21 protein-coding genes are annotated in these 21,683 nt (G+C 57.2%); 8 read left to right on the top strand and 13 right to left on the bottom strand.

All coding sequences use genetic code 11. The annotated features are described in order from the left end of the window. Nucleotides 1-121: 121 nt before the first annotated feature. Nucleotides 122-1,444, bottom strand: coding sequence for an O-antigen ligase family protein (locus tag AC5Q5A_RS18775; RefSeq protein WP_493896254.1), 1,323 nt, complete (start codon nucleotides 1,442-1,444; stop codon nucleotides 122-124). A gap of 89 nt (nucleotides 1,445-1,533) precedes the next feature. On the opposite strand from AC5Q5A_RS18775, the gene AC5Q5A_RS18770 reads away from it, so the two are divergent. The 3 genes from AC5Q5A_RS18770 to AC5Q5A_RS18760 are packed head-to-tail and all read left to right on the top strand — an operon-like array spanning nucleotide 1,534 to nucleotide 3,958. Next, nucleotides 1,534-2,619, top strand: coding sequence for an O-antigen ligase family protein (locus AC5Q5A_RS18770; protein ID WP_493896224.1), 1,086 nt, complete (start codon nucleotides 1,534-1,536; stop codon nucleotides 2,617-2,619). Further along, a complete protein-coding gene (locus AC5Q5A_RS18765) occupies nucleotides 2,612-3,700 on the top strand; it encodes a prenyltransferase/squalene oxidase repeat-containing protein (RefSeq protein WP_493896223.1) in 1,089 nt (362 codons plus the stop codon). The genes AC5Q5A_RS18770 and AC5Q5A_RS18765 overlap by 8 nt, the downstream gene beginning before the upstream one ends. Before the next feature lie 3 nt (nucleotides 3,701-3,703). Further along, nucleotides 3,704-3,958: a hypothetical protein gene (locus AC5Q5A_RS18760; RefSeq protein WP_493896222.1), complete on the top strand. Its 255-nt coding sequence runs from the start codon at nucleotides 3,704-3,706 to the stop codon at nucleotides 3,956-3,958. A 9-nt stretch (nucleotides 3,959-3,967) separates the two neighbouring features. Here the strand turns inward: AC5Q5A_RS18760 and AC5Q5A_RS18755 are convergent, their stop codons facing one another. After that, the gene (locus tag AC5Q5A_RS18755; protein ID WP_493896221.1) at nucleotides 3,968-4,381 is read right to left on the bottom strand and encodes a hypothetical protein; all 414 of its coding nucleotides are present in this window, start codon (nucleotides 4,379-4,381) and stop codon (nucleotides 3,968-3,970) included. 264 nt (nucleotides 4,382-4,645) lie between these two features. Here AC5Q5A_RS18755 and hrpB point away from each other — a divergent pair, with 264 nt between their 5' ends. Further along, on the top strand, nucleotides 4,646-7,153 hold the full coding sequence (hrpB, locus tag AC5Q5A_RS18750) for an ATP-dependent helicase HrpB (protein ID WP_493896220.1): 2,508 nt from the start codon (nucleotides 4,646-4,648) through the stop codon (nucleotides 7,151-7,153). 2 nt (nucleotides 7,154-7,155) lie between these two features. Here hrpB and greB read toward each other — a convergent pair whose 3' ends face one another. The 5 genes from greB to AC5Q5A_RS18725 all read right to left on the bottom strand — a co-directional run bounded on the left by greB (nucleotide 7,156) and on the right by AC5Q5A_RS18725 (nucleotide 11,582). Then, nucleotides 7,156-7,635 (bottom strand): transcription elongation factor GreB, encoded by a 480-nt coding sequence (gene greB / locus AC5Q5A_RS18745; protein ID WP_493896219.1) that lies wholly within the window; start codon nucleotides 7,633-7,635, stop codon nucleotides 7,156-7,158. A gap of 103 nt (nucleotides 7,636-7,738) precedes the next feature. Further along, nucleotides 7,739-9,016 carry an MFS transporter gene (locus AC5Q5A_RS18740; RefSeq protein WP_246879191.1) on the bottom strand — a complete coding sequence of 426 codons (1,278 nt, stop codon included), beginning with the start codon at nucleotides 9,014-9,016 and terminating at the stop codon, nucleotides 7,739-7,741. 76 nt (nucleotides 9,017-9,092) lie between these two features. Then, entirely contained in the window at nucleotides 9,093-10,040 is a 948-nt protein-coding gene (locus tag AC5Q5A_RS18735) for a LysR family transcriptional regulator (protein WP_493896218.1), read from the bottom strand. A 92-nt stretch (nucleotides 10,041-10,132) separates the two neighbouring features. Further along, nucleotides 10,133-11,308 (bottom strand): DUF3095 domain-containing protein, encoded by a 1,176-nt coding sequence (locus AC5Q5A_RS18730; protein ID WP_493896217.1) that lies wholly within the window; start codon nucleotides 11,306-11,308, stop codon nucleotides 10,133-10,135. Between the two features lie 55 nt (nucleotides 11,309-11,363). Beyond that, nucleotides 11,364-11,582 carry a SlyX family protein gene (locus tag AC5Q5A_RS18725; protein ID WP_063087720.1) on the bottom strand — a complete coding sequence of 73 codons (219 nt, stop codon included), beginning with the start codon at nucleotides 11,580-11,582 and terminating at the stop codon, nucleotides 11,364-11,366. A 111-nt stretch (nucleotides 11,583-11,693) separates the two neighbouring features. Between AC5Q5A_RS18725 and AC5Q5A_RS18720 the strand changes: the two genes are divergently transcribed. Then, nucleotides 11,694-12,239 (top strand): class I SAM-dependent methyltransferase, encoded by a 546-nt coding sequence (locus tag AC5Q5A_RS18720; protein WP_493896216.1) that lies wholly within the window; start codon nucleotides 11,694-11,696, stop codon nucleotides 12,237-12,239. 27 nt (nucleotides 12,240-12,266) lie between these two features. Here AC5Q5A_RS18720 and AC5Q5A_RS18715 read toward each other — a convergent pair whose 3' ends face one another. The 3 genes from AC5Q5A_RS18715 to AC5Q5A_RS18705 all read right to left on the bottom strand — a co-directional run bounded on the left by AC5Q5A_RS18715 (nucleotide 12,267) and on the right by AC5Q5A_RS18705 (nucleotide 14,077). Beyond that, complete coding sequence (locus AC5Q5A_RS18715; protein ID WP_493896215.1) at nucleotides 12,267-12,518, bottom strand: GDCCVxC domain-containing (seleno)protein; 252 nt, start codon at nucleotides 12,516-12,518, stop codon at nucleotides 12,267-12,269. After that, on the bottom strand, nucleotides 12,505-13,389 hold the full coding sequence (locus tag AC5Q5A_RS18710) for an NAD(P)-dependent oxidoreductase (RefSeq protein WP_063087726.1): 885 nt from the start codon (nucleotides 13,387-13,389) through the stop codon (nucleotides 12,505-12,507). Before AC5Q5A_RS18710 ends, AC5Q5A_RS18715 begins: the two co-directional genes overlap by 14 nt. Nucleotides 13,390-13,663: 274 nt before the next feature. Then, a complete protein-coding gene (locus AC5Q5A_RS18705; protein ID WP_008890260.1) occupies nucleotides 13,664-14,077 on the bottom strand; it encodes a tellurite resistance TerB family protein in 414 nt (137 codons plus the stop codon). A 483-nt stretch (nucleotides 14,078-14,560) separates the two neighbouring features. Between AC5Q5A_RS18705 and AC5Q5A_RS18700 the strand changes: the two genes are divergently transcribed. After that, nucleotides 14,561-17,572, top strand: a complete 3,012-nt coding sequence (locus AC5Q5A_RS18700) for a sensor domain-containing protein (RefSeq protein ID WP_493896214.1) — start codon at nucleotides 14,561-14,563, stop codon at nucleotides 17,570-17,572. Between the two features lie 96 nt (nucleotides 17,573-17,668). On the opposite strand, the gene AC5Q5A_RS18695 is transcribed toward AC5Q5A_RS18700, so the two are convergent. The 3 genes from AC5Q5A_RS18695 to AC5Q5A_RS18685 form a co-directional block, all read right to left on the bottom strand. Then, complete coding sequence (locus tag AC5Q5A_RS18695; RefSeq protein ID WP_064788484.1) at nucleotides 17,669-18,313, bottom strand: Crp/Fnr family transcriptional regulator; 645 nt, start codon at nucleotides 18,311-18,313, stop codon at nucleotides 17,669-17,671. A gap of 200 nt (nucleotides 18,314-18,513) precedes the next feature. Beyond that, nucleotides 18,514-18,960 carry a DUF2946 family protein gene (locus AC5Q5A_RS18690; RefSeq protein ID WP_008890257.1) on the bottom strand — a complete coding sequence of 149 codons (447 nt, stop codon included), beginning with the start codon at nucleotides 18,958-18,960 and terminating at the stop codon, nucleotides 18,514-18,516. 141 nt (nucleotides 18,961-19,101) lie between these two features. Then, nucleotides 19,102-19,992 (bottom strand): DMT family transporter, encoded by an 891-nt coding sequence (locus AC5Q5A_RS18685; RefSeq protein ID WP_493896213.1) that lies wholly within the window; start codon nucleotides 19,990-19,992, stop codon nucleotides 19,102-19,104. A 102-nt stretch (nucleotides 19,993-20,094) separates the two neighbouring features. Between AC5Q5A_RS18685 and AC5Q5A_RS18680 the strand changes: the two genes are divergently transcribed. After that, entirely contained in the window at nucleotides 20,095-20,994 is a 900-nt protein-coding gene (locus AC5Q5A_RS18680; RefSeq protein WP_493896212.1) for a LysR substrate-binding domain-containing protein, read from the top strand. A gap of 110 nt (nucleotides 20,995-21,104) precedes the next feature. Continuing rightward, on the top strand, nucleotides 21,105-21,674 hold the full coding sequence (locus AC5Q5A_RS18675; protein WP_040823471.1) for an HdeD family acid-resistance protein: 570 nt from the start codon (nucleotides 21,105-21,107) through the stop codon (nucleotides 21,672-21,674). Nucleotides 21,675-21,683: the final 9 nt, after the last annotated feature.

The following is a 21,683-nucleotide window of genomic DNA, read 5'->3' as shown; positions in this document are numbered from 1 at the left end:
GCGATGGTGGACGATGGCACAGCGCTTGACGAACAGCTTAAACAGCGGCTGATCGATTGGCCGTTTGATCCGGTTTTGCTGGGGCTGAAGGCGGGAATAGTGGCCGCGGATGATTTGGTGCTTAGCGCAAAGCTTCTCGATCAGGCGCAGGCGATTGCCCCGCGTGATCCCCGCGTGCAGGCATTGCGCGATGGGCTGCAAATGCGGCTTCAAAGCTTGCCATTCCCAGCATCACCATCGGCAGAATAAGGGCCGGCATGAGCATGACCCAATCACCCATGCTGCCAAGCATTGCCACCGCAAAAAGGGAGATCAAAAGCGCGCGCGTGTCGGGTTGCTGGCAGGTGGCAAGCACCGTTTTGATCGCGAGTATAAGTGCTGTTGCGAGGATCAGCATGACCGGAACACCAAACATGATTGCGCCATCAAGCCACAGGTTATGGCTGCTAAACCAGTGGGCATGGGCGTTCAGGTCCGGGGTGGCGAAATGAGCAATGACCAGTCCAATGCTGTCGGCACCCCATCCGGTCAATGGTCGTTCTGCAATCGCGTGCAGGGCGGTGATCCACAAATCATCGCGCTGGATCAGATCACTGCGGGCAAGGTTGGTGAAGCGGTCGAAAAGTTCCGGCGATGCGATGATTGCGATGGTGATGGCCGCGATAATGCCAAGCGCGATCACAATCAGCCGTTTAAGGCTTTGCACGTTTTCGCGCGGGTTCAGGATGATAAACAGTGCCCCGCCAACCAGCGCCATGACAAAGGCCAGCCGCGAATGGCTTTCGATAATGGCCGCTGCAAACAACACAGCAATCGCCAGCCAGCCACCCGCCTGATCAAGGCGCTTGGCCGTGTTCAGTACCCGGCTTTGATCATACAAAAACAGGCAGGCCAGAATACCCAACCCCATCAGAGTTCCGAACGCTGTACGATTGGCGAAGCTGCCGGACCTGTCGCCAAGATGGGCCTGTTTGGCAAACCAGAATGTCGTCTGCCATCCCATCACATCGGCACCTGCTGCAAGCGCCACTTGAAGCGCACATGTGATGACAATGGTGCGGGCGATCGTGATATTCAGATGGTTGTTAAGGCGCGCCAAAAGTGCTGTCAGGCTCGCAACACCGCCCATCCAGATCAGATACGCCGCGATATTCAGCCAACCATACGGGGCAAGTGCGATGTGCGGTGCATTGAACGGATAAACTTGAACTGGCCAGATCGGCAGGCTTTGCAGGATCGCCCAACCAATCAGGGCAGCGATCCCGATCCAAAGATAAAGCAGGTACTTGCCGATTTGCACGGGACCGGGGCGCAGGGAAATCGCAAGCATGCCGATACCGGTCAGGATCGACAGAAGGGCAAGCGCCCATGGCCGCAATCCGCCGAGCAACAGCGGGGCCAGAATGATCTGCACCATCAGACAGGTTTGCGCCAGCCAGAGCATCAAGGTCAGCCAATCTGCTTTGAAATCAAGAGCTTCAGCCTAGCCGAATTTTCGCACCCTGTCGCGCTGCTTGCGCAGGGGGTTGAGTGATGAATGCTATTGAGTCTGGGGTTGTGCAATACGCCGGGCAGGGGCAGGGAACCGCCAGCCAAGCAGTATTACTGCCGATCTGGCTGGTGCTTGCGGGTAATCTTTTAATGGGCACTTCTCTCTGGCTGATTGCAGCGGGCGGGATGGCCGCCAAGCTTATTCTGCTTGGTTTCTGGATTGTGATGCTGTGCGCTTACGCCCGTCCGGTTCGAATTACGCCGGGTTTGCTTGTGGGCAGTTTGTTTTTTGCCGGGCTGATTGGTGTCATTGCCACTGGCAATGGGGCAAGCCTCGAAAAACTCCGTCTGATCGGTAACCTTTTGATGCTGCCCGTTGGGCTGTTGGTCGGGCTTGTGATTGGTCGGGACAGCCTTCGGGTGATGATGCCGGTTCTGGTGGTTTATCTGCTGCTGTTTAGTTCGTTTCAGATGACCCATGAAGGCATGCGCCTTAATCAACCGTTCTTGTTTCTGGGGCTTTTTGCGCTCTGTTCGGTGGCCCGGTGGCGGGGCTGTCGGCTGCTTGCCGCGGGATCGGCCTTGGCGGTGTTGCTCAGTCAAACGCGGATTGCGGTGTTGGCGATGTTGGTCAATCTGATCGGGATGATCCGGTTTTCGCGGGCGATGACGTGGATTGTTGGTATGGCCGCGTTGGCCGTGGCTGGCTGGTTTGCGATGTCCCATCTACCGCGCCTGTTTCTGACCCATGGCAGCGGGCGGTTGGCGTTCTGGCAGGACTTCTGGGAGATGTGGCAGGGCGGCTCTGTCGGGCAAAGATGGCTTGGTTTCGGGGCCGGTTCGGTGGAGGAAATCCTGTCCGGCTATCAATCCTTTGCATCCTTTGGTGCCCTGCATAACGATCACTTCCGCATGCTGTTCGAAACCGGCATTGCCGGGGCGATGCTTTGGACGACGGGATGGGGTGTCATGCTTTGGACCGTGCGCCATGCGCGCCTTGCCGTCTGTATCCTGCTTTCGGTGATGCTGACGATGGTGACGGATAATACGTTGAATTACGGTCATTATCTGGTCTGTTGCGGGATCGCGGCGGGGATTGCTTCGCGTGCGGGGTGTGCGCATGAATAGGGATCGTCTGATCGATATCCGGGATCGCGTGATGGCCCGCATGGTCGCCGATGGCTTTGCCGGGGCTGATCCCTTTGACGGGCTTGAAAGTGCTGTATTCCGCGCAAGCGGCCTTGGCCGGTTCGGACTGGCGCGGTTGGCATGGTTACAGGCAATCAAGCGTGGCCCGCAAGGTTTGCGCAAGGTTGTTCGTATTCCCCCTATGGTCAATCCCAAGACACTAGCCCTGCTAAGTGGCGCTGCGCATGGTGTGGTCCTTTGTGATGTTCGGGGACGCCTGCTTGAAATGCAAAACCCGGATGGCGGGTGGGGATATCCGTTTGAATGGCAGGCGCGGGCCTTTTACGCCAAGCGCCATCAAAGCAATGCGATTGTGACAAGCTTTGTCGTTGACGCGTTACTTCAAAGCGGGATGCAAAAGGATCACCCGGCGTTGGTTCATGCAGCAGGGTTTGTTGAAAGCAAGCTCTGGCGGGAGGGCTATTTCGCCTATTTCGATCACAGTAACGTTGAAATCCATAATGCCAGCCTGTGGGCGGCCTTTGCGCTGCATCGGATCATCGGGCCGAATGATAAAAACGCACAGGCGGTGGCGCGCGTTATCAATGCGCAAAAGGCTGATGGCAGTTGGGCCTATGGCACGCGGTCCCATCACCAGTTCGTGGACGGGTTTCACACGGGCTATGTACTTGATCTGCTGGACCGGTTTCGAAATTTGGGGATACGCGGGCTGGACAATGCCATTGCATGTGGGTGGCAATTCTATCGCGCTGCGTGCTTCGATAAAGATGATCTGCCGCGCAGCTTTGCCGGGCGCGATGGCTACCTTGATGCCCATGCAGTTGCACAGGCGATGGCAAGTCTTTGCCGGTTTGGGGAGCTGGATGACGTAATCCGGGTGGCAGTATGGGCCGCAGATAGGCTTTTTGATCCGAGCCGCGATCTGTTCTTTGCCGGGATCAAGAAAGACGGCAGACCGGATCGGCGCAATTACATGCGCTGGACGCAGGCATGGATGGTCTGGGCGCTGTCAATCGTGATAGAAAACACCGACCCCAACCCGTCGAGCCCGCAAGATTAAACCATGCCAAATTTCGACCCGACCGCGCCACTCAGTTTTGCCCATCCCGATCCGAACCGGGTGGAGAAGGAGGCGGCTTTGCGTGCCTTGCCCGAACCGGTGTTTCGTGGGCTTTATGACATCACACGCGCGGCAGCATCGCGGGCCAAGGCGGAAGGGGCGATGGAAACGCTTTATGGCCTGACGCGCGGGATGAAGACCCTGCAGCGCATCGGAGCGGAGCAGGGCATCATCCTTGGTGTCAGGCGCGGGGCCTGATCATTGCGCCTAGCGTTGGCGCAGCTCGTCAGCGGTCAGTTGCCCATCGCCATTTTCGTCAAGATAGTTGAACATCCGGTTATGGACCGCCTGGAATTCTTCAAGCGCCAATTGGCCATCGCCGTTGGTGTCCATCATGACGATCATCATTTCCGGGCCATGCATTTTGCCCATCATGCCGCCCATCATCATGCCGCCATTCATCATACCGGGCCCCATCGCACCGTCATTGCACGGCATCGTGTTGCAGGGACCGTAACCTTGTCCGTTGCCCGGGCCATATCCCTGACCCATCATGCCCGGACCTTGCATCATGCCTTGGCCGTTAGGGTTCATCATTTGTGGGCCTTGTTGGGCCTGGGCGACGCCAAGCGCACCGGCAAGCATCAGTCCGACTGCGGTAATTGCGAGATATCTTTTCATCATAAGTCTCCTGTTCCGAAGGGATGAGACCATTATGTGCAGATGACCCGTCGCATTTTTGCAGATCGAAGGCGGGAAACTGCCCAAAACAATAAAACCATTCTATCATCATCAGGGGCGCGCGCATTGAGGCCGATCAATCGGCATCCGCTGCCAGAATAAATTCTGGCGTGATTTTCATTGCCCCGGCCAACCCCGCAGGGATATTGCTAGGCAATGCCCGCAAACAGACATCTGCTGTGCCAAGCTGAGTATTGAAAACATATGAGTTCCCGATTTCCCGCCCTGCCGATTGATGCTGTTCTGCCGGATGTGATTTCCGCGCTGGAACGGGGCACCAATGCCGTGCTGCAGGCCCCACCGGGGGCGGGCAAGACGACCAAGGTGCCGCTGGCGTTGCTGGATTGCGCGTGGCGCGGGGATCAGAAGATCATCATGCTCGAACCCCGTCGTCTGGCCGCGCGTGCCAGTGCGCGGCGCATGGCGCAGTTACTCGGCGAGGCGGTTGGCGGGCGTGTGGGCTATCGCGTCCGGTTTGACAGCAAGATTTCCAAGGACACGAAGATCGAGGTCGTCACCGAGGGCATTCTGGTCCGCATGATTCAGGATGACCCCGAACTTTCGGGTGTTGCCGCCGTCCTGTTTGATGAATTTCACGAACGGTCCCTTGATGCCGATCTGGGCTTGGCCCTTGCCCTTGAAACGCAAGGGGCGCTGCGGGATGATCTGCGCCTTGTTGTCATGTCCGCCACCGTTGATGGCGAACCGATTGCACGCCTGATGGGCGATTGCCCGGTGATCACATCCGAAGGCCGCGCCTATCCGGTTGAAACGAGATACGTGGCCCCCAAGCCCGATAAATGGGGCAATGTCCGCATAGACGCCGAAATGACATCGGCGATCAAAACGGCGCTTCGCGAGGAAAGCGGATCGATCCTGGCCTTCCTGCCGGGGCAGGGCGAAATCACCCGGGTTGAAGGCGCGCTTAAGGATGCAGTGGGAAGTGATGTCATCATCGCCCCGCTTTATGGCGCAATGGATGCCAAGGCGCAGGACATCGCGATCCAGCCCACCCCGGACGGCAAGCGCAAGGTGGTTTTGGCCACGGCGATTGCCGAAACGTCGTTGACCATCGATGGCATTCGGGTGGTGATTGATAGCGGCCTGCAACGCCTGCCAAGGTTTGATCCGGCATCGGGCATGACGCGGCTGGTCACGGTCAAATCATCACAAGCCAGTGCCGAGCAGCGCCGTGGTCGCGCCGGGCGACTGGAACCGGGCGTGTGTTATCGTCTGTGGCCGGAAAACGAACATCGTGCCCGTGCGCCCTTTACCGCGCCGGAAATATCTGATGCCGATCTGGCACCGCTGACGCTGGAGCTGGCCCGTTGGGGTGTTACCGATCCCGAAACGCTGCCGTGGCTCGATGTGCCCGATCATGCCAAGATTGATCAGGCGCGCGATGTCTTGCGCGGGCTTGAAGCACTTGATGATGATAACCGCATTACGCCGATGGGCACTGCCATGGCCGGATTGCCGGTTCATCCGCGGTTGGCGCATATGATGTTGCGCGGCGCACAGCTTGGCCTTGATGATGTCGCCTGTGCCTTAGCGGCTTTGTTGTCTGATCGCGATTTCATGCGCGGGCGCGGGGCGGATTTGCGCATTCGGGTGGAAGCGATCATCAAGGGCCGGGCACCCAAAATGATCTCCGAGGCCGCCAAGCAACTGGCCCGCCGTTTGCGCGATGCCGCCAAGCAGGGCGGGTTGGCAAAACCCGATACCGCGCGCGTGGATCGGGCCGATGAGGTTGGCTTGCTTTTGGCCTTTGCCTATCCCGACCGAATCGGGGAGCGGCGCAAGGGGGCGGACGCGCGCTATCGCCTGTCGGGCGGGCGCGGTGGTGTTTTACCCAATGAAGATAGCTTGGCGTCGGAGCCCTATATCGCGGTGGCCGAGCTGGACGGGCAGGCGCGCGAGGCCAAGATTTACCTTGCAGCCCCGGTGGCGCGTGCAACCCTTGAGACCCATTTTGCCGATCAGATATCCGAGGGCACGGAAGTCTTCTGGGACGCGCAAAGCGATGCGGTGGCGGCCCGTTGGCAGCGCCGGATTGGCGCACTGGTGTTGGATGAAAAAGCCACCCATGACGAAGCCGATCCGGAGGCGATTACAGCGGCCATGATCGAGGGTATCCGCAAGCTCGGCCTGCATTGCCTGCCATGGGACAAGGCATCAGAAGGTTTGCGCGCAAGGCTGGCGTTTCTTCATCGGGTGGAGGGTGATGTCTGGCCCGATGTTTCTGATGAAGGGCTTTTGGGATCGCTTGAAGACTGGTTGGCACCCTATCTTGGTGGCATTGCCAAACGAGGCCAGCTTAAACAGATCAATCTGTCTGAGGCGTTACTCGCCGGGATTGACTGGAACCAGCGACAGGACATGGATCGTCTGGCCCCCACCCATTGGCAGGTGCCCACGGGCTCAAACATCCGCATTGATTATAGCGGTGAAACACCTGCTTTGCCGGTGCGCATGCAGGAAATGTTTGGCGCCACCGAAACGCCAAAGGTGGCGAATGGCAAGGTTGCGGTGACGCTGCATCTGCTATCCCCCGCGCAACGGCCCATTCAGGTGACCAGTGACCTGATCGGCTTTTGGAACGGATCCTATGCGCAGGTGAAGGCCGAGATGAAGGGGCGTTATCCCAAACATTATTGGCCAGATGATCCGCAAGTTGCCGAGCCAACACGGCGGGTTAAAAGCCGGATGTAGATTTAGGCCGGATAGCTGATTTCAAGGACTTCGAGTTCGTCTTCGCCGGACGGTGTGCGGACCGTCACCACATCGCCGACACCCGATTTCATCAGGGCGCGCGCCACCGGCGAGATCCAGCTGATCTTGCCATTGAGGCTGTCGGCTTCGTCCTCGCCAACGATGCGGATGGTTTTTTCTTCGTCGCGGGCATTCACATAGGTGACGGTGGCGCCAAAGAAGATGTGGGCGTGATCGGGTTGTTCATCAGAGCGGACAACGACGGCATCCTCGATCCGTTTGCGCAGGTATCGCACACGCCGGTCGATTTCGCGCAGGCGCTTTTTGCCATAGATGTAATCCCCGTTTTCCGAACGGTCGCCATTGCCCGCGGCCCAATGGACGACAGCCACGACTTCGGGCCGTTCCTTTTTCCAAAGGTGGTCGAGTTCGGATTTAAGGGCCTCTAGCCCTTCGGGGGTGATGTAAATCGGTCTGTCCATGGTCTGCGTTTTAACGCAAAGCCGATGGTTGGAAAAGAGGACAAAAAAAGCAGCGCCCGAATGGTGCCGGGCGCTGCTTTGAATTGTGAAATGCTTGGCGAACCTACGCCTTGGCCGTGGCGCGCAGTTCCCTGTCATCAATGGGCATATGGACGATGGCGGCAAAGACGCCGAGAGCCACCGATGCCCACCAGACGGCATCGAAATTACCGGTCAGGTCATAGACAATGCCGCCCATCCAGGCGCCAAAGAACGCGCCGATCTGATGGGACAGCATGACAATACCAAACAGGGTTGCCATGTAACGCGGCCCAAAGACCTGTGCGATAAGGCCACTGGTCAGTGGCACGGTCGAAAGCCAAAGTGCGCCCATCGATGCCGAAAACAGCAAGATGGTTTCGGATGTTTTGGGTGCGAAGATAAAGATCACGATGACCAGTGCACGCATGCCGTAAATAAACGACAGGCCATATTTCTTGCGCCATTTGCCACCGGCCCAGCCGGCCGTAAGCGTGCCGACAATGTTAAACAGACCGATCAATGCCAGACCTTCGGCGGCGACCGAACGGGGCAAGCCGCACAGTTCGGTAAAGGTCGGAAGGTGGGTGGCGATCACCGCGATATGGAAGCCGCAGACAAAGAAACCGGCATTGAGCAATGCGAAGCCACGATGTTTGCGGGCCTCGTGGAACGCGGCGGCCAAGCCTTGCGGACCCAGATCGGGGGTGGCGGTTGGGCTGTTGCCTTCGGCCTTGCCGGTCATGGCAAAGGCGGCCGGGATGATCAGCATCGAAATGGCTGCGAGGATAACAAGCGCTGAGACATAGCCAAGCGAGCTGTTGAGCGCCTGGGTGGTCGGGGCCATTACCAACTGACCAACGGAACCACCGGCGGAGGCCAGACCCAGTGCGAAGCTTCGCTTTTCATTGCTGAAAACGCGGCTGATGGCGGCAAGTACCACCGGAAAACTCGTTATGCCAACACCGGTGCCGATCAGGAAACCTGCAGTGAGGTAAAGCTCGCCGGGGGAGGCTGATGTGCCCATCAGATAAAGCCCAAGCGCATAAACGATACCGCCGCCAATCAGGGTCCGGGTTGTGCCAAACCGATCTGCAATGGCACCGGCGATCGGGGCGGAAATACCCCACATCAGGTTTTGAATGGCAAAGGCCAGACCAAAGGTGGCAGCGTTCCAGCCCGTGTCATTGAGCATATCGGGGATAAACAGGCCAAGTGACTGACGCACACCAAGGTTCAGCGACAAAACGAGACAGCCCGAAAGCAGAACCAGCCACGGGAACCATTTTTTTGCCCGCATGATGGTCATGCGTGTGGGGCTTTGCGGCGGCGGACTTTGGGGCGAGCTTTGAGTGGGGCTCATAGGCGTTCCTCCGGGAGGGATTATTGTTTGGTGGCGATATTGAACGCGGTGGCGCTATGCGTCCAATTCATTCGGATTATGATGCTGATAACATTTCTGCATGGGGGGTATCGGATGCTTTGCCGGCATTAATCACCAGTTCGCCAACCTTGTCGATAATATCGTCAAGATCAGAGCTTGATGCGCGACGGATCAGGGTGATGGCCATACCCCAGTTCATGCCAGGGATATCCAGGATCTTGATCCGGTTTGCGGCCGGGCTGTGCTGGCAAAACCGACGTGCCATGATCCCGTAACCGGCCCCGGCGGCGACCATTTCGATCTGCAATTCAAGGGCGGAGACCTCAATCACCGAGGTAAATTCGACCCCGTTTTTATGCGCCCATGCATTGCCAAGCGCGCGGAAGGTGCAGCCTTCGGGCATCAGGATCATAGGGTTTTTGGCAAGTTCGGCGATGGTTGTCGGATGGGAACGGGATGATTTCGGGCCTATGGCAACGATTTCATCATCGAGCAGGGTTTGCGGCGACAGGCTGGCGGGCAGATCGCGGCTTTGTACCCCGCCAACAATGCCATTAGGCCCGTCAAGCGACAGCATGGCATCAATTTCACCCCGGCGCAGCAGCGGAAGAAGTTCGGCTGACCAGCCGCTTTTGATCGAAAGCGACATGTCCGGGAAGGCCTGATGCAGGGAACGGAGTTCTTGGGCGGCCAAAAGCGGGGCGGCCCCGTGGCTTACGCCGAGGCGAAACGGGCCCTGGCGTTTGGTGTTGCCAAGAACAGAGTCACTGAAACCTTCAAGGCGGCGCAGCAAATCGCGTGCCTCGGTAAGCGCCCGGTGCCCGGCGATGGTTGGTTGCAGGGGCTTGCTGGCGCGGTCAAACAGGCTTTTGCCAATGCGTTCTTCAAGACGCTGAATACGGCGGGTGACGGCCGGTTGCGTCAGGCCAAGGCGATCCGCCGCGCCATGAAAGGATTGCGCGTCTGCAACGGCGATAAGGGTTTCGAGCTCGCGGGTGTCCATGGGGCTATCCTGATCCGTGCGGGATCAGGGAAGTGTCCGGGATAATCCATGGTCATGCAAGAAATCTATTGTAGCGTCACAATCGATGCGTTTCACGCATTAGCGGGTGATGCGCCAAGGGCCTGATCGCGCTTTCTTTTTGCCTTGAACGCCGTGGCCGCCGCGGTATAGCCGCCTTCGCCGCCATCAAGAAAATGGAAATGCGCATCGCTTGTGATGGAGGGCACAATGCAGGTCATGATCGCACTGCGTTGGCGATGGGTGCCAAAATGAATATCGCCTTGCAGTTCTGCCGCATGCAAAAGGGCTTCGACTTCCTCAGCACGGGTCAAACTGCAATTCACCGTCATCCACAGGCCATCGCCGAATTTGCGAAAGTCGGTATTGTAGCCGGTGTAATCGCGATAGCGGCGTGGATCAAAGGCGCCTAGTTTCCAGCCGGTTTTCATCAGGATGGCCGCAATCAGCGCGATATAAAGCGCCTTGAGCCATGCTTTGACGTAACCGCCTTCCTTGTGTTTGGTGGCCTCTGCCTCAAGATGCATGCCGGGCGGCGGGAAGGCGACACCTGGTCCGTTTTCGGGGATCGGGCTGCTTTTGCGCGGGCTGTCATCAAGAATGGCAAACAGTTCATGAACCGTGGCATCAAACCGGGTGCGGTCGTCACGTCCTGCAACAATAATCGACAGAATGACGTCCGAACCCTCGGCCCGGATCGGGGACCAGCGGCATGAAAGCCCGGTCAGATCCGGTCGACTGCCGGGCGGAGCCGCCGGGATCATGTTGTTGCCCTGTTTCATCTGATCTTCGGCCCATTGCATGCCGCCGCCAGCAAACATGGCATAGGAAACCGGATTGGAAACGGCGTAGCGCGCGATGCGGACATCATGGCCAGCAGCCCGGATATCGCCGATCCGCACCAGACCGACACGCAATTCAAGATCCAGGGTTTCAGCCGCCCAGATGGCGGTGGATGCCATGGCATCGCGCACTGCGTCAATCTGATCCGGGGGGCAGGCAAAACTTGCGCCGTCGCCGCCAAACAGGAACGGGTAATCTGAATGGCCAAGCACATTGCTGACCGCGCAGATCACCGACGCACCGACCATATTGACGTCCTTGTATCGACCGGCTTCGACCGCCTTGGTCGACCCAATCACATCGGATGTACCCACCCACCAGTCATCGGGAAGGGCATGATACACCGTGCCATCAAGAACCTTTCCGAAGTCGTCAAAGGTCGGTATGTCGAGATAAAGGTTGGTCAAATCGATCTTTCATTGGCAGGCGTGATCGCCAGAAACCAGCAAACCCTGCGTGCCATCAATAATGCGGCGGTGGTGCGTCGTCTTCGGGTGCTGTACGCAGGAAATCGATCATGCGTTTAATATCAGACGACATTAATTTGTTCTGACGTTCAAGCAGATCGATGCGATCCCACTGTTTTTTGATCATGTCGGACAGGTCTGTGACGACGGTTTCCATGTGGGCAAGCTGTATTTCAAGCTCGGTTATGCGGCTGTCGGTTTCTTCGTGGCTCATTCCGGTATCTTCTGCAAATGTGTTCAGTTGGCTGTGTATGCCGTGACTTGCGGTACGCGCATGCCTGTGGCACCACTGCGCGGCACGGACCCTAACATATCTGGATGGTTGATGACTGATTTATCCGTACTGGCCCTTGTCGGAATTATTTTGGCGCTGATTGCGGGGTATGCAATCCGTCTCAAGGCCGTTCCGATGCCGACATCGGCCAAGGCAGCCGACGAAATCATCGCCTATATCCCCGGCGATACCAAGGCCGTGACGGATTTTGGATCTGGCTGGGGGGATCTGGCGCTGGCGATTGCGCGGGCAAGGCCGGAGGTCAAAGTAACCGGTATCGAGCTTTCGCCAATCCCCTATGCCATCAGCCGGATGCGGGCGGTTTTGGCTGCACGGCCCAACCTTGATTTCATACGGGGGGATTTTAAAACCCTTGATCGCGATCCGGGCGACGTTGTGGTGTGTTTTCTTGATCCACGGGTGATGGGCGATGTTGGCGATGTGCTCGATCAGCGTATGGCAAATGGCGGCATTTTGATATCACGCGCCTTTGCCATTCCCGGCTGGCAGGCGTTTGGCGAGGTGCCGATGAAAGCCGGATCAGACCACCTTTATCTGTATCGGATCGGCAGTCACAAGCCGGGCATTGTTGCCTAATCTTTGTTGCCTGATCAATTGGACGGCTTAGTTGCCATGCCCGCAACAGCCACCGTCCGCATCGCGCCCATGCAACTGGATCGGCGGGCAGGGGACGGTGCCGTACGAACAGAAAACGCAGCAATCACCGGCCTTGGGACGCAGAACCGCGCCGCACCCCTTGCAGTCATAAAAATACTGGCAGGCATCGGTCGGCATGGTTTCGGTTTCGACATGCCCGCATTCGGCGCAGGTCAGAACCGAGACCAGTTCGACGTTATCGGCATCAGTCTTCTTCATAGACTTTGATCAATGCTGAATGATCGAGATCGCCATGACCCATGTCGATCAATTCGTCATAAAGTTCCATGGCAAGACGGGTGATGGGCAGTTCGACCCCCAGTTCGCCTTCGGAAAATTCAAGCGCCTGGAACAGGTCCTTGCGCTGGGTGACGACCTTGCCGCCCGGCTCGAAGTTGCGTTCGATCATGCGTTCGCCGTGCTTTTGCAAGATCGCGGAATCGGCAAAGCCACCGGTCAGAGCAGATCGCAATTTATCAAGATCGACACCGGCTTCATCGGCCATGGAAAAGGCTTCGGCAACGGCACCAATGGTGATGCCGACGATCATCTGATTGGCCGCCTTGGCGATCTGGCCGGAACTGACATCGCCGACATGGGTGACGCGCGAACCAAGGACGTCAAACACCCGATGGGCACGTTCGAAATCTTCGGGCGATGCACCGACCATGATGGAAAGGGTGCCGTTCTCAGCCCCGTGGGTGCCACCGGAAACCGGGGCATCAATCCATGTGCCGCCAGCTTCTTCGACCACATCGGCAAAGCGCCGTGTGGCTTCGACCGAGGTTGTGCCCATGTCGATGACGATGGTGCCTTCTTCGAGGCCGTCAATAATGCCTTCTTCACCCAGAAGCACATTTTCAAGTGCGGGTGTGTTGGCAACACAGATGATGACGATGTCGGCCTCGGCCGCGGCATCGGCCGGGGTGCCGGCCGTTGCAATGCCAAGGTCTTCGAAGGCATTGAGTGTTTCGGGATTACGGGTATTGACGGTCAGGACGGCACCGGCCTTTTCAAGATTGAGCGCCATCGGACGCCCCATCAATCCAAGTCCGATAAAGGCGATGTTTTCCCCGGAAAGAGCGGTCATGACGGCGATCCCTTTGTGTGACGGTAGCGATATCTGAATTGGCGACGCAAAAACGGTCCGCGCCCATTGGCCCGAAACCGGAAAGTTTTGTTGGCTGGGTCCTGACCCATTATGGATGACCAAGAGCAGCAGGTTCAGGGCGTAACGCCCAAAATGCGCTTTGGGTTCCACAAATTCGATCAGACAGGCCCAACACAAAGTTGGAATGCTGAATTAACCGTTTTTCACTCAACGAGGCCGTGCTGGCAAGGTGCCGCGGCCGTCGTTGCAAACATCAAAAATCACCGGGCCGGACATAGCGCGCCGCCATGGCGCGTTCGATGGCCGATCCGACCAACCGGTCAATATCAAGCCGGTGGCGAAGCAATTCAAGAATGCGGAGTTCTTCCTGGCTGATTTCGCTGTCGGACAGGACGATTTCACAGGCGAAGACATAGGCGGTTTCGCGCAGTTTGCGCGGCAGGGCATCGCGGATCATATCCAGCGTGCGGTCCATGCCGTCTTCTTCGCCCAGCAGCTTGGCGCAATCGCGCGCAACACTGGTGACGCCATCATTGTCAAATCCGGCAAAAATCGGAAGATAACGGACCCGGCGGCCCATCGCGGAAAGTTCGGCGTCGGTGATATCGTTATCGGCGGCCGATACCATAACCATTGTGTAGATCAAGGCGTCCTGATGCGAAATCACGTTGGTTACTCCTTATCGAGGATGGTTCCCTGAAACGCTTTTATCCGGACTTTGACGTTGGGATCCGGACAGTGTGAAAACCACCGAGCCGAGCGATGGTATGCCGATAAACTTCCACGGGCAACAGTTAACCGATGAATTTTCAAGGATTTTAAGGATTACGTAGTGAAATCGCGTTCATTCTGTCGGCACCGGTCGCGCGGGCGTTGAAAGCCGTGAAAAAGGCAGCATGCGCGACCAAAAGAACAAAAAATGAAGCCGCTACAAAAATACAAGCAAAATGATTGGGGTTGGTGGCTCTCGTCGGGGAAAATTTGGCTTTGCACTGCATGGGGTAGCAGTTATGGTCGCGCAGCGACAACAAACATGACGAATAAAGCCGCTATGGGAGACATCAACGCAATCGATTCCGTCGGTATGTTGACGGCGTTGATCAGCCACCTGTGTTTGCCGTCTGGAGCATATGATCCAGACGAAGGACGATTGCTCGTAAATTCAGCATGGCGCGAAGCCTATGACGAGAGTGTCCAGGTCGGCGCATGGGTTTCTCCCGACGCAGTTGAAGGTCTGTCGAAACCGCTTGCCGAACTTTCCGGGCGGCTTCTTGATATTGGCGGCTACCATTATATCGAATGCGGGTTCCGGGACTCTGCATGTGTGTTGTTCGGCTGGAAGCTGAGCATCGGTCGGCGCACCTATATCCGCTTTACAACCATTGAAGCCACTGTTTCATCGGGCATCGGATCGCTGATTTCACCGCAACCGGTGTTGCTGGTGGAAACCAACGGTCGCCTGCGCAGCACCAATTGCGCGGCAGAGCAGCTTGCCCTTGAAATGGGCATGGCATCGCCGCTTGATCTGATGCATCCAAGCGACCAGCGCCCGCTGGTCAGTGACGAAGGTCCGCAATTTGACACCGACAGCCCGCGCACCGTCCATTACGGGCAGCGGTTCTTCCAGTGGCAATATATCACGCTGGAAAATTCGGGTTGTCTGGTGCTGTTTGGTCAGGAACGCACGCGCGAGGAAAGCTATCGCCGCGCCCTTGAACATGCGGTGCATGGGATTATCGAGCTGAATGCCGAAGGCACGATCACCAATGTGAACGAAGAAACCGCGTCACTGTTCAATTATGATTCCGTGCGCGAAGTGACCCAGGCCTATTTTCGCCATCCCGAAACCTTTTATGCCAGCGACAGCGACCGCATTCAGCTGCGCCGTGATCTTGCATCCGGCAAGGGTGTTCAGGCCCGCGATATTGAAATGCGCCGGGCCGATGGCAGCCAGATCTGGGTGCGGGTCAATGCCACTGAAATTCGTGGCGAAGGCGGTATGCTGCTGGGCTATAGCGTTACCATCACCGACATTACCAAGAACCGGCAGGCGGAATATGACCTGCGTCGGCGTCAGGAACGCTATCGCGCCTTGGTTCAGACGGCGGGCAGCGTCATCCTGTTCCTCGATGCTGAGGGGCGCATTCTGGAATATAACCGCGAATGTGAATGGACTTTCGGCTATTCCTGGATGGAGGCCGCAGGCCAGAACTTCTTTGACTTCTTGCTGGTTGAGGAAGATCGCGCACGGGTCCGCACCGCAGTGCGCCGGTTGCTGTCGGGCGAAATCATCAAGGACGAAGTCCTGTCATTTAAGCGCCGCGACGGGGAAACCCGCCTGCTGCAATGGAATGCACGCGCGCATTTCGGCGAAGATGGCGATGTTGCCGGTGTGATCTGTATCGGTCAGGACGTGACAGAAAAACTGTCGGTCGAACGCGCATTGCGCCATGCCGAGGAAAAATTCCGCGGCATTTTCGAAAACTCGGCAGAAGGCCTGTTTCAAAGCATTCCGCTTGGCCCGATCCTGTCGGCCAACCCGGCCTTTGCATCCATTCTGGGCTATGACGCGGTCGAAAGCCTGATCGCCAAGGAACATGACTGGGCGTTTCATTATCTGAACCCGGTCAATCGTTTGCGGTTTATCGGGCGGTTGTTGCGCGACGGGATTGTGCAGGGCTTTGAAACCGAGATGCGCCGTGAAGACGGCAAAATCATCTGGGTCGAGGAAAATGCCCGTCTTGTCCGCGACGAGAAGGGCCGTCCGACCCTGATTGACGGATCGATCACCGATATTACCGATCGCAAACGCAGCGAAGCGCGCATTCAGTTCCTTGCCCATCATGACGGGCTGACCGGGCTTCCGAACCGGACCCTGTTCCAGGAACGTCTGGCAGCCGCAGTTGCACGCAGCAAACGCGAACGCTGCCACTTTGTCCTGATGATGTTTGATCTTGATAACTTCAAGGACATTAACGACACGCTTGGCCATCCGATTGGCGATCTGCTTTTGCAGGGGGTTGGCGAACGCATGCGGGTTTGCCTGCGCAACGAGGATGTGGTCGCGCGTCTTGGCGGTGATGAATTTGCGGTTCTGATCCACGAGCCGGGCTCGGTCGAGGAAGTGACCTTTGTCGCCCAGCGCCTGATCGAACGCATTTCCGAACGTTTCATGCTGGATGGCAATGAAGTGCAGGCCTCGACCTCGGTCGGGATTTGCATGTATCCGCAGGATGGTCGCGATGAAAAGGACCTGCTGCGCAATGCCGACCTGGCGCTTTATTGTTCCAAGGCCGAGGGACGCAATCGCTATCACTTCTTTGAACCGAAACTTCAGGTCGAGGTTCAGGAACGCAAGGCGATGGAACGCGATCTGAGCCACGCGATTGAAAATGACGAGCTGGAGCTGTTCTATCAGCCGATCATTGATATCGTCGGTCATCGTATCATCGGTATGGAAGCACTGGTCCGCTGGTTCAGCCCGTCACGCGGGCAGGTCAGCCCGGTTGATTTTATCCCGGTTGCCGAGCGCATGGGCATCATTGCCGATATCGGCAAATGGGTGCTGAACCGGGCCTGCCATCAGACCAAGGCATGGCGCGATGCGGGGTATGGCCAATTGACCATATCGGTCAATCTTTCGCCGCTTGAACTGGCCCGCCATGAAGACCTGATTGAAAGTGTCGGCGAAGTGCTTTCGCGCACTGAACTTGATCCCCATCAGTTGCAGTTCGAGGTGACCGAAGGGGCCGTGATGGACAACCCGCGCGAAGCCGCCATCACGCTTGGCATCCTGCGAAATCAGGGCATTCGTATCGCGATTGATGATTTCGGGACTGGGTATTCGTCGCTGGCCTATCTCAAACGCTTCCCGGTGGACAAGATCAAGATCGACCGGTCCTTCATCATTGATATCGACAGTTCCGATGGTAATGCTGCGATCGTGCGCGCCGTCGTGTTCCTGGCGCGATCCTTTGGCATGGCGGTCAATGTCGAAGGCATTGAAACCGAAACCCAGCTTGAACATATCGCGTCCGAGGGTGTCGATGAAGTTCAGGGCTTCTATTTCAGCAAGCCGATCAGTGCCAGCGATATGGAAAGCCTGCTTAAGGCCAACCTGACCTCGCCCGCCCGTTTCCCGGTTGCCCAACCCGGTTCTTAGCCCACCGGGTCATAATCAGCATCAGTGTTGGTCCAAAAGAAAACGCACCGGAACGGTATCCCGGTGCGTTTGTTGTTTGATGATCGTGACGGCCAGTTATGCCGCCGATTGTTGTTGCGGGTCGCCTGCAACCTTGCACAGCTTGTCGCGATCAATCCGCATGGTCGATGGCATGCGCGGGTTTCGGATGATTGCACCCTCACGCCTCAGATTGGCGATCATGCGACTGGCCGTTTCGGTCGTGGTCGCAACGATATTGCCAAGCTTTTCACGGTTGGGCAGCGATACCAGATCATTGTGGGCAGACCACAACAGGAACCGGCAAATGCGGCGCATGGCCGATCCGGTGCCAAAGCTGATCTTAAGTTGCTGACCATCCATGACCTCGCTTGCCAGAAGCGATGTCACAGCCGATTGCGTGCGGGCGTCATTTTGCTGGGCAAGACGGATCCGCTGGATCGGTATGCGTTTGATCACCGAGGGTGCGATGGTTTCAATCACCAGTGACGGGTCGGTCACCGCCAGCATTTCAAGGCCGATCGGATCGCCGGGGCGATAAACCCGGCAGACCTGCCTTTCCCCTTGTTCGGTGTATTTGCAGCGCAGTGCCAGCCCGGACTGCACAATGTAAACATAAGTGTGGTCCTGGCTGTGATGTCCGATGCTGGCATCGGATGGCAAAGTCAGAACGGCGGGTTCGGCAAGTTTTTCCAATACAAGCAAGGCGTCGTCTTTGTTCATGGGGATCTCCCATTGGCAAACTTACGGATACGCGGCAATGCCGTCGCGTATCGACACCAGTCTGTGAACCGGGATGTCCCGGAAGTTGCCGGTTTTACCGGCTGGTATGGGATAATGATCGGATAGAACCACGTCCGTCAGATACAGTTGTGGCGTAAAACAGCCATCAAGGACCTGAAAGACAGTGCTTGGAAATCCGGTCAGATGGCGACCGGCGGTGCGCGCGGGGATGCGGCAATCGGGCAGAAATCGTGCAGACGTGCCGTAATGTGAAGGGCAGTGACCTGATTAGACAGCCGGATCCGATGGATCAGCGGCAATTCAGGTTCAACCGGCATGCCGACCACATGGTTGCCAAGGCCACAGCTTGCGCACTGGAAGCCATCAAAGGCGTCGGAACTGTGCGGATTGGCAGTGCGATCTGCGGCAAGGTCGGCTGGAACCGAAATGGTTTTGATGCCATTTGCGGTACAGATAATTAGCGGGACATAGGTCTGGGAAACTTCCGTGTTCGACGTCGGCACGGTTTCAAGCGCGACAGGCGCGTGCATGAACCCGAAAAACAGCGCGTTGACCAGCAACAGCCACGCCACACAAAGTGACAGGGTGCGTCGTGCAACCAAGCTGTTGAGCGGTGTGAAATACACGGGTTTCCATCCAGATTGGATAAGGTCTGGGATTTGATAGACCCTTGAAACCCCCATGTCAAAGCATCGAATTGTGAACCAGTTATCAGTTTTTCTTTATAATCGTTCTGATATGCCGGGCCAGGCCCGGCACACCCTTGGTTACGCAGTTGCCTTGCGCGCCGATCTTGCCATGGAAATGCGCAACATAACCACACCGGTTATCGCAACCGCGCCGCCGATCAGGGTCAGGATATCGGGGGTAATGCCGTTTAGAGTCCATGCCAGCACAACGGCAATCGGCGGCACCAGATATAAAAAGTTTGCCGCCGATGCCGGGCCGAAATGGCCGATTGCGATGCTCCAGGTGGCATAGCCAAGGGATGCGGAAACAAGACCAAGGAACAACACCGCCGAAATCACCGAAACCGAAGCCACACTGATTTGCGCCATCCCGTCGGGCAACCACGGGGTTAACCACAGCGCGCCCGTGATCAGCGTCCAGCAGGTGCAGGTGGCCGGGCCATATCGCGTAATCACCCCGCGCACCAAAACGAAGTAGGTGGCTGACAGCATGGATGCCAACAAGATCAGCGAACTGCCATTGCCAAAACGCATCGGGCCGGGTTGACCAACGGCGATCAGGACCACGCCGGAAAAACTCACCGCCGTGGCAATCCAGGCACCAATCCCGAACCGGTCGCGCAAAAACACTGTCGCGAGCATCGCCGTCCAGATCGGAAGCGTATTGATAATAAAGCTTGCCGCGCCCGGTGATACCGTTTGCTGACCGGTATTAAGCAACCAGTTATAGATGCTGATGCCAAGCGCACCGCCAAGAGCCAGCCTTGCAAGATCAACCAGCTTGGGCATTTCCGGACGTTTGATCGCAAGCCAGATCACAGCCGGACAGGCCGCCAACGCAAAGCGCACTGCTGCAAGGGGCAGGGGATCAAGCCCCGAAAGCGCAACCCCGATCAACGGAAAGGCCGCCGCCCAGGACAGAACCGTAATCAGGGCACAGGCAAGGCCCAAAGTGGCTTGTGAGAACATCGGCATTCCCTTCGTTCTATGCGAATGAATTTGTCTTCTGTCTTGCTGATAGCGCGATCATGAGTGTTGACATAGAACATAGCTTGGGGATCAGATGTGCATATGGTGCACAGCAATGACCTTTCCCTTCCGCCTCTTGCGCTGTTGCCCGCGGTGATGGCCGCGGCGCGCAACGGGTCCTTTTCGGCCGCCGCCAGTGAAATGGGTGTGACGCATAGCGTGATAAGCCGCCATGTTGCGCAGGTCGAACAATGGCTTGGCTATGATCTGTTTGAACGTTATGGCCGCGGGGTGCGTCCGACGCCAGATGGACAACGGTTTTTGCGCGAAACACAGGCGGCGATTGATCTTTTGTCGCAAGGCGCGCAGCCCTGGCGGCAACGTCGTGGACCGGATGTCATCAAAATAAGTTTGCTGCCATCCTATGCCCGGATCTGGTTTCTTAAGCTTGTGCCCGAGATCGAGCGTGATCTGAATGTGCGGCTTGAACTCGAGATTACCGAACGGCTGGCCGATTTCGATGGCGGGCAGACCGACATCGCCATTCGCTGTGGCAAGGGACAATGGCCGGGCACCAAATCAAGCGTGTTGTTTGCCGATGATCTCGTGCCGCTGATTTCGCCCAAGCTTCTGGATGGGCGCGATCCGCACAGCCTTGATGCAGATGCAATTGCAAGTTTACCGCTTTTAAATGACAGCGACGCCACCGGCTGGCGGCACTGGTTGGCCGAACATGGGGTCAAGTATCGGCCCAAGCCATCTGATCGCCGGTTTGAGGATTACAGTGTCGGGCTGTCTGCGGCGGATGCGGGGCTTGGCGTGATTTTGGCGCGCTTGCCGTTTGCGCGTGCGGCAATTGAAAATCATGACCTGATCATGCTGCCTTTCGCACCGGTTCGAAGCCCGCTTGCGACGTTTTTGGTGCAGCCGGCCTATGACCAGCGCCCAGCGGTGCGTGCGGTTGCTGAACGCCTGATCACGGCGGCGAAGGCCTGCGACTAAGATCAGCGCATTGGGAACTTGTCCTATTCTACAGGCGTTAGATGGGCTATAATTTGCAGCAATTTCAGGTTGATATTGCCGCGATCCACAGCAGTCAGGAGCACCCTACCATGACCTTGATCGTTAATGACGGAACGCCGGAAATGCGTGGCCTTTTGGAAAAGGGGCGCAAACGGCTGCGCAACGTCGGCGTGGTAATGCTGATCCTGGGCGTGCTGGCGGTGGCCTTTCCCTTTGTGACGACAATTGCCTTTAAAACCGTGATTGGCTGGCTGTTCCTGTTTGGGGCGCTGGGTCATTTTTACGGGGCCTGGAATGCCGATACCCCGACACGGCGCAGCCTTGATGTCGTGCAGGGGATTGTCTTTGCCCTGATTGGCGGCTGGCTGGCCTTCATGCCAGAGGGTGGCATCGTGACATTGACCGTGTTGCTGGCCATTGCCTTTTTGCTGCACGGGATTTTTGAAACCCTGATGGCGCTGTGGCTCAAACAGTTTCCGGGCTGGAAGTGGATGCTGGTTTCTGGCGGGATTTCGGTTCTGGCGGGTGTCCTGATCTTTGCCGAATTGCCAAGCTCGGCCACGTGGGCGATTGGTTTGTTGATTGGCATCAATTTGTTGTCGTCGGGTTTCAGCTATCTGATGGTATCAATGGCGATGGGCAAGGTTTCGCAGGCCTGAAAACCATAA

The organism is Thalassospira sp. CA1 (assembly GCF_059052855.1).
Note: the sequence above shows the minus strand (reverse complement) of the source record. Positions and strands in the feature narration are given on the sequence as shown.

What these genes read in the sequence shown, in the direction of transcription:
- hrpB (WP_493896220.1), top strand. Translation starts at nt 4,646, where the DNA reads ATGAGTTCCCGATTTCCCGCCCTGCCGATTGATGCTGTTCTGCCGGAT.
- AC5Q5A_RS18685 (WP_493896213.1), bottom strand. Translation starts at nt 19,992, where the DNA reads ATGTTCTCACAAGCCACTTTGGGCCTTGCCTGTGCCCTGATTACGGTT.
- greB (WP_493896219.1), bottom strand. Translation starts at nt 7,635, where the DNA reads ATGGACAGACCGATTTACATCACCCCCGAAGGGCTAGAGGCCCTTAAA.
- AC5Q5A_RS18715 (WP_493896215.1), bottom strand. Translation starts at nt 12,518, where the DNA reads ATGAAGAAGACTGATGCCGATAACGTCGAACTGGTCTCGGTTCTGACC.
- AC5Q5A_RS18760 (WP_493896222.1), top strand. Translation starts at nt 3,704, where the DNA reads ATGCCAAATTTCGACCCGACCGCGCCACTCAGTTTTGCCCATCCCGAT.
- AC5Q5A_RS18725 (WP_063087720.1), bottom strand. Translation starts at nt 11,582, where the DNA reads ATGAGCCACGAAGAAACCGACAGCCGCATAACCGAGCTTGAAATACAG.
- AC5Q5A_RS18680 (WP_493896212.1), top strand. Translation starts at nt 20,095, where the DNA reads ATGGTGCACAGCAATGACCTTTCCCTTCCGCCTCTTGCGCTGTTGCCC.
- AC5Q5A_RS18720 (WP_493896216.1), top strand. Translation starts at nt 11,694, where the DNA reads ATGACTGATTTATCCGTACTGGCCCTTGTCGGAATTATTTTGGCGCTG.
- AC5Q5A_RS18755 (WP_493896221.1), bottom strand. Translation starts at nt 4,381, where the DNA reads ATGAAAAGATATCTCGCAATTACCGCAGTCGGACTGATGCTTGCCGGT.
- AC5Q5A_RS18675 (WP_040823471.1), top strand. Translation starts at nt 21,105, where the DNA reads ATGACCTTGATCGTTAATGACGGAACGCCGGAAATGCGTGGCCTTTTG.
- AC5Q5A_RS18770 (WP_493896224.1), top strand. Translation starts at nt 1,534, where the DNA reads ATGAATGCTATTGAGTCTGGGGTTGTGCAATACGCCGGGCAGGGGCAG.
- AC5Q5A_RS18775 (WP_493896254.1), bottom strand. Translation starts at nt 1,444, where the DNA reads ATGCTCTGGCTGGCGCAAACCTGTCTGATGGTGCAGATCATTCTGGCC.
- AC5Q5A_RS18740 (WP_246879191.1), bottom strand. Translation starts at nt 9,016, where the DNA reads ATGAGCCCCACTCAAAGCTCGCCCCAAAGTCCGCCGCCGCAAAGCCCC.
- AC5Q5A_RS18765 (WP_493896223.1), top strand. Translation starts at nt 2,612, where the DNA reads ATGAATAGGGATCGTCTGATCGATATCCGGGATCGCGTGATGGCCCGC.
- AC5Q5A_RS18710 (WP_063087726.1), bottom strand. Translation starts at nt 13,389, where the DNA reads ATGACCGCTCTTTCCGGGGAAAACATCGCCTTTATCGGACTTGGATTG.
- AC5Q5A_RS18735 (WP_493896218.1), bottom strand. Translation starts at nt 10,040, where the DNA reads ATGGACACCCGCGAGCTCGAAACCCTTATCGCCGTTGCAGACGCGCAA.
- AC5Q5A_RS18695 (WP_064788484.1), bottom strand. Translation starts at nt 18,313, where the DNA reads ATGAACAAAGACGACGCCTTGCTTGTATTGGAAAAACTTGCCGAACCC.